The 6,713-nt window shown below is 62.1% G+C and carries 6 protein-coding genes; all 6 read left to right on the top strand.

The genetic code is table 11. From position 1 onward, the window contains the following. Positions 1 to 112: 112 nt before the first annotated feature. Complete coding sequence (locus tag B3F77_RS01795; RefSeq protein WP_293603297.1) at positions 113 to 571, top strand: acyl-CoA thioesterase; 459 nt, start codon at positions 113 to 115, stop codon at positions 569 to 571. 113 nt (positions 572 to 684) lie between these two features. Beyond that, positions 685 to 1,641 (top strand): complex I NDUFA9 subunit family protein, encoded by a 957-nt coding sequence (locus tag B3F77_RS01790; RefSeq protein WP_293603296.1) that lies wholly within the window; start codon positions 685 to 687, stop codon positions 1,639 to 1,641. 82 nt (positions 1,642 to 1,723) lie between these two features. After that, the gene (locus B3F77_RS01785) at positions 1,724 to 2,407 is read left to right on the top strand and encodes a glutathione S-transferase family protein (RefSeq protein WP_293603295.1); all 684 of its coding nucleotides are present in this window, start codon (positions 1,724 to 1,726) and stop codon (positions 2,405 to 2,407) included. A 43-nt stretch (positions 2,408 to 2,450) separates the two neighbouring features. After that, a complete protein-coding gene (locus B3F77_RS01780; RefSeq protein ID WP_293603294.1) occupies positions 2,451 to 3,809 on the top strand; it encodes a multifunctional CCA addition/repair protein in 1,359 nt (452 codons plus the stop codon). 71 nt (positions 3,810 to 3,880) lie between these two features. Further along, positions 3,881 to 4,690: a trehalose-phosphatase gene (gene otsB, locus B3F77_RS01775; RefSeq protein WP_293603293.1), complete on the top strand. Its 810-nt coding sequence runs from the start codon at positions 3,881 to 3,883 to the stop codon at positions 4,688 to 4,690. After that, on the top strand, positions 4,687 to 6,543 hold the full coding sequence (locus tag B3F77_RS01770) for a glycoside hydrolase family 15 protein (protein WP_293603292.1): 1,857 nt from the start codon (positions 4,687 to 4,689) through the stop codon (positions 6,541 to 6,543). Before otsB ends, B3F77_RS01770 begins: the two co-directional genes overlap by 4 nt. The last annotated feature ends 170 nt before the right edge of the window (positions 6,544 to 6,713 follow it).

The raw sequence follows: 6,713 nt of genomic DNA, 5'->3' as shown, positions 1-6,713 counted from the left end.
CCGCCCGCTGCTGTTGTGGCGGGCGCGGGAAAGGAAGAATCAGCCGTGGAAGCTCGGGAGCGCATGAGTCACAATCGTTGGGGTTGTTTTAATTTCTTATGAGATTGTGCCTATGTCTTCCGAATCAAGCGCCCACACGGGCAATACCGTCAACGCCAGCGCCGAGGCTCACCTGCAGACCATCACGGTCCAGCTGCCCACCGACAAGGAGCTGGTGCTCAAGATGATCCCGATGCCGGCCGACTGCAACGCCAACGGCGATATTTTCGGCGGCTGGGTCATGGCCCAGGTGGACACGGCCGGCTCAGTAATCCCGGCGCGCTACGTCGACGGCCGCATGGCGACGGTGGCGGTCAACCAGTTCATTTTCAAGCAGCCGGTCAAAGTGGGCGACATTCTGTCGTTTTTTTCAAGCGTGACCCGCATCGGCACCACATCGATCACGGTGCAGGTCGAGGTGTACGCCGAGCGCTTTCGCGCGCAGGGGCATTACATCAAGGTCACGGAAGCCAGCCTGACCTATGTGGCGATTGACGATTTCGGCAAGCCCCGCAAGATTACCAAGCGCTGATTGCTATTGATTTAATAGCCTGTAACGCCCGTCCCAACTGGGCTAAGGCCATAAATCGTCATAAAGCCCGGCGTTTTCGGGAAAATCCCTCCAAACGCGCTAAATTAGGGTTTATGAAAAAAATTCTTGTCCTCGGCGGCACCGGTTTTGTCGGTCGGCATGTTTGCGAAAAACTGAGCCAGCTGCCATGCCGCGTGACCGTGGCCACACGCCGCTTGAGCAATGCGCAGCACCTGCAAATGCTGCCAATGGTCGATGTGGTCGAGGTCAATGTGCGGGACAGCGCATCGCTGCTACCCTTGCTGGCCGGGCACGACGCCGTGGTCAACCTGATCGCCATTTTGCACGGCTCGGAAGCCGCGTTTGAAACGGCGCATGTGCAATTGCCGCTGGCGCTGACGCGGGCCTGCGAGGCCAGCGGCCTGCGGCGCATCGTTCATATCAGCGCGCTGGGTGCTTCGCTCGATTCGGCCTCGATGTACCAGCGCAGCAAGGCACGCGGCGAGGCGGTGTTGCTCGGCAGCGGGCTTGACGTGACGGTGCTGCGCCCCAGCGTGATTTTTGGTGCTGAAGACAAATTCCTCAACACCTTTGCGCGGCTGCAGCAGGTGTTTCCGGTGATTCCGCTGGCCGGCAGCCAGGCGCGCTTTCAGCCGGTGTGGGTGGAGGACGTGGCCAGCGCGGTGGTGTACTGCCTGCAAGACTCCGACACAATCGGGCAAATTTTTGAAGCCTGCGGTCCCGAGGTGTTCACGCTCAAGCAACTGGTAGAGCTGGCAGGCCGCTACGCCGGCGTCAAGGGCGGCAAGGGCCGGCCGGTGATCGCGCTGCCCGACGCGCTGGCGCGCCTGCAGGCCCGACTCATGGAACTGGCACCCGGCGAGCCCGTGCTGAGCCGGGACAATCTCGACGCCATGAAAACCGACAACGTGGCCAGCGGCAAGCTGCCCGGCCTGCAGGCGCTGGGCATCACCCCCGCCGCGCTGGGCGCGATTGGGCCCACCTACCTCGGAGCGCAGGGCCTGCGCAGCGGCCTCATGGCCAAGCGCAAAACGGCCGGTCGGTTCTAGACCAAATAAGCTCCCACGCTCGCCGATGTAGCATGGCGACTTGTATCACGTTGACCTTTCATCTCAGCAGATCAGGAAGCCCATGCTCAAGCTCTATATCGGCAATAAAAACTATTCCTCCTGGTCCATGCGGCCGTGGGTGCTGCTCAAGCAGGCCGGCATTCCTTTCGAGGAAGTCAAAATCCGTTTTGATTCATTTGATGCCGGCTCCGAATTCAAAAAGAAAGCCAGCAGCATCAACCCGGCGGTCAAGGTGCCGGTACTGGACGACGACGGCCTGGTGGTGTGGGACACGCTGGCCATTGCCGAATACCTGGCCGAGCGTTTTCCCGAAAAACACCTCTGGCCCCAAAACGTGCAGGCCAGGGCCCACGCGCGCAGCGTTTGCGCCGAAATGCACAGCGGCTTTGCTGCCCTGCGTTCGGCCTGCACCATGAACATTGAAGCCGATCTGAGCGATGCAGGCCGGTTGATCTGGCGCGACAAGCCCGCCGTGCGCGCCGATGTAATGCGCCTCATCAGCATGTGGCGCGAATTGCTGGCGGAGCACAAAGGCCTTATGCTGTTTGGCGAGTTCAGCATTGCCGACGCATTTTTTGCGCCGGTGTGCATGCGCCTTAAAAGCTATGCTTTGCCGGTTCCGGCAGACATCACCGCCTATATCGAGCGCCTGTGCACCTTACCGGGCGTCAAGGCCTGGATCGATGACGCACTGGCAGAAAAGGACTTCGTCGAGTTTGAGGAGCCTTACCGCCTGAAGCCGTGAGGCGCTGAAGGGTGCGGATGACTTGAGCCGCTAAACTGCCCGCATGCAGATTTACATGGTTGGGGGTGCGGTGCGCGATGCCTTGCTGGGCTTGCCCGTGCAAGACCGCGACTGGGTGGTGGTCGGCGCCACTCCCGAGGAACTGGTGGCTCAAGGCTTTGTACCAGTGGGCAAGGACTTTCCGGTGTTTTTGCACCCGCAAACCCACGAAGAGTACGCGCTGGCCCGCACGGAGCGCAAAACCGCGCCCGGCTACCACGGTTTTGTGGTGCATGCCGAGCCCGACGTGACGCTGGAGCAAGACCTGGCGCGGCGCGACCTTACTATTAATTCAATAGCTGTTCCCGCCCGTCCTTCTTGCGCTACAGCCGCATTTGATCCTGATTTTTCCGCGCTGATTGATCCTTATGGCGGGCAGAAGGACCTCCAGCACAAGGTCTTGCGCCATGTCACCGAAGCCTTCCGCGAAGACCCGGTCCGCATTCTGCGACTGGCGCGCTTTGCCGCCCGGTTTCCGGATTTTTCGGTCGCGCCCGAAACCCAAGCGCTGATGCAGGAGATGGTGGCTGACGGCGAAGTCGATGCATTAGTGCCCGAACGGGTTTGGCAGGAGCTGGCGCGCGGGCTGATGGAGACTAAACCTTCGCGCCTGTTTGACGTGCTGCGCGAGTGCGGTGCCTTGCACAAGCTGCTGCCTGAAGTCGCCAGGCTGTGGGGCGTGCCCCAGCGCGCCGAGTACCACCCCGAGGTGGACACCGGCATTCACCTGATGATGGTGCTGAACGTGGCGGCCCAACTGAAAGCCTCCTTGCCGGTACGCTTTGCCTGCCTGGGTCACGACCTGGGCAAAGGGACTTCTACATCGGGGTCAGATTCCGATTTCATGGCAGCGCAAGGCGCTGCCTACACGCCAGAGATCTGGCGAATGAAAATGGAATCTGACCCCAATTTAGGAAAACACATCGGCCACGAAGAACGCAGTGCGCGCCTGCTCAAAGGCGTGTGCGAACGCTTGCGCGTTCCAGCCGAGTGCCGCGAGCTGGCCGACGTGGTGGCGCGCGAGCACGGCAACATTCACCGCAGTGGTGACTTCAGCGCGGCAGCCATGGTACGCCTGCTGGAACGCTGCGATGCGTTTCGCAAGCCCCAGCGTTTTGCCGACATCCTGCTGGCGTGCGAGTGTGATGCGCGTGGGCGACTCGGGCTTGAGAATGCACCCTACTCCCAGCGCCAGCGCCTGCTGGAGGCACTGGCTGCGGCCCAATCCGTGGCAACGGATCAGGTGGCTGCCGAGGCGCAGGCTGCAGGACAGAGCGGCAAACAGATTGGCGAGTGGATTCACCAGGCGCGGGTGGCAGCCGTGAGCCGAAGCCCCGGCTTCACTGTGGGGCTGGCCGGCTGAATCTGTAAAAAGGCGAAACCGGCCTACAGCTTTTTTGAAGGGGTCTGTGCTAAGGTAAACGGTCAATGGCCATGCAGTCCTCATCCTTACCCCCCTCCTCCCTGCGCAGCCTGCCCGGCATTGGCCCGCAGACCGCACTTTTTCTGGACTTCGACGGCACGCTGGCCGACCTGGCACCGCAGCCCGAAGCCGTGCAGGTCACAACAGAGCTGATTCCCGTCCTGACGCAACTCGCAGCGCAGCTGGGCGGCGCACTGGCCATTGTGTCGGGCCGCAAGCTTACCGATCTGGACGGTTTTCTGGCGCCCCTGCAATTGCCCGCTGCCGCCGAGCACGGCGCGCAACGCCGCCTGCTCCAGGGCGAGGTGATCCGCCTGGCGTCGCCCGATTTGCAGGAGGTGGTGCGACTGGCCACTGCGCTGGCAGCGCGCCACACGGGCCTGCGCGTCGAAATCAAGGCAGCGGCCGTGGCCCTGCACTACCGCCATGCCCCCGAGATGGAAACACTGGCCCTGCAAGTCATGCTTGATGCGGCCCACAGCACGCCGGGCGTCGAACTGCTGCGCGGCAAGTATGTGTTTGAAGTCAAGCCGGCAGGTATCAGCAAGGGCACGGCGATTGAAGCGTTCATGGCGGAGGCTCCCTTTGCTGGCCGCTTGCCCCTGTTCGCGGGCGACGACACGACCGATGAAGCCGGGTTTTCTGCCGTGCAGCTTCTCGGCGGCCAGGGCATCAAGGTTGGCGAAGGCGCAACGCTGGCCCACTACCGCTGCCGGGCGCCAGTGGCACTGCGCCAATGGCTGCAGGCCGCCTGCCAGGAGCAGGGGCCCAATCGCGCACCCAACACACAGAAGAAATCCATGGCGAGGATCCGCACATGACCGTCGCAAGCGACTCCGTGCGCTTTGCGCCCCCCGCTGAACCCTCGCTCGCCATGGGGGTGATTGGCAACTGTGCGTTCAGCGCGCTGATTGATGCCCGCGGGCGCATCGTCTGGTGCTGCCTGCCACGCTTTGATGGCGACCCGGTGTTCAACGCACTGATAGAGCCCGGCACCGGCAACAACGACGGCGACATCTCCCCATCCAGTGCCCAATCCAGCGCATTTGGCATCGAGATCGAGGATTTTTCGGAATCGAAGCAGTGGTACGAGCCCAATACCGCCGTGCTGCGAACCCAGCTGTTTGACAAAAGCGGCCAGGGCATAGAGATCACCGACTTCGCACCGCGTTTTTTCAGCCACTCGCGCTTCTTCAAACCCATGACGCTGGTGCGGCGCGTGCGACCCATTCATGGCGCGCCGCGCATTCGCGTGTCGCTCGACCTCCGTTTTGACTGGGGCCGCCGCCAGCCCCTGATCACCCAGGGCAGCAACCATCTGCGCTATGTGGGCGATGCGCTTACGCTGCGGCTGAACACCGATGCCCCGCTGTCGCACCTGCTGTCCAGGCAGCCTTTCGTGCTGACACGCGAGCACAATTTTCTGCTGGGCGCCGACGAGTCGCTCACCGACGGCATTGCCGACACGGCGCAGCTGTTTGAGCAGGAAACCGTGTCGTACTGGCGCAAATGGAGCCAGCGCCTGCATATTCCGCTGGAGTGGCAGGACGCGGTGATCCGTGCCGCCATCACGCTCAAGCTGTCGCTGTTTGAAGACACCGGCGCCATCGTGGCGGCCATGACTACCAGCATTCCTGAAGCACCGGGTAGCCAGCGCAACTGGGACTACCGCTACTGCTGGCTGCGCGATGCCTTTTTTGTGGTGCGGGCGCTCAACAGCCTGTCGGAGGTCGGCACCCTGGAAGATTACCTGCGCTGGCTGAGCAACGTGGTGGTGCAAGCCAGAGGCGGACATATACAGCCGCTGTACGGCATTGGCTTGGAGCGCGAGCTGCCCGAGTCGGTGATGGCGCATCTGGCGGGCTACCGGGGAATGGGGCCCGTTCGCGTGGGCAACCAGGCGCAAGAGCATTTTCAGCATGACGTGTATGGCAATGTGGTGCTGGGCGCGGCGCAGGCCTTTCATGACCATCGGCTGCTGCACCGCGCTGGCCTGGCCGAGTTCAAACGGCTGGAGAACGTTGGCGAGCAGGCGGCACGCACCTACGACAAACCTGACGCCGGCATGTGGGAGCTGCGCACGCGCACCCGGGTTCACACCTCTTCCGCGCTGATGTGCTGGGCGGCGTGCGACCGGCTCGGCAAAATTGCGCTGGTGCTTGAGCTGCCTGAGCGTGCGGCCTACTGGCAGGGCCATGCGCAGCGCATGCAGGAGCGCATTTTGCGTGAAGCCTGGAGCGAAGAGCGTCAGGCCTTTGCCGAAAGTTTTGGCGGACGCGATCTGGACGCCAGCGTGCTGCTGATGATCGAGGTGGGCTTCATTGACCCGAAAGACCCGCGCTTCATTGCCACCGTCGACGCGCTGGAAACCTATTTGTGCGACGGGCCCTACATGCGCCGCTACGAAGCTCCCGACGATTTTGGCAAACCTGAAACTGCGTTCAATATCTGCACCTTCTGGCGCATTGATGCGCTGGCGCGCATTGGCCGAAAAAAACAAGCCCGTGAAATTTTTGCATCCATGCTGGCAGCGCGCAACCATCTGGGCCTGCTGTCGGAAGACACGCACCCGGTCACGGGCGAGATGTGGGGCAACTTCCCGCAGACCTATTCCATGGTCGGCATCATCAACGCAGCGGTGCGCCTGTCTGCACCGTGGGATTCACAGGTCTAAAAGCATGAATGCTATTTTTCCATCAGGCCACCCCAAGGTGGAAACGGCTTCTTCGGAAGCCAGCACAACGCGCATTTTGGCTGACTTGAAGGCGGAATTTTCCGCAGGGCCGCTCCAAGGAAAATTAGCCCCCTCGGGGGGCAGCGTATTACACGAAGTGAAAAGCGTGG

The sequence above is a fragment of the Polaromonas sp. UBA4122 genome, assembly GCA_002381615.1.
Lineage (GTDB): Bacteria > Pseudomonadota > Gammaproteobacteria > Burkholderiales > Burkholderiaceae_C > Polaromonas.
The sequence above is the reverse complement of the archived record's forward strand: the minus strand, read 5'-3'. Positions and strand labels throughout refer to the sequence as shown.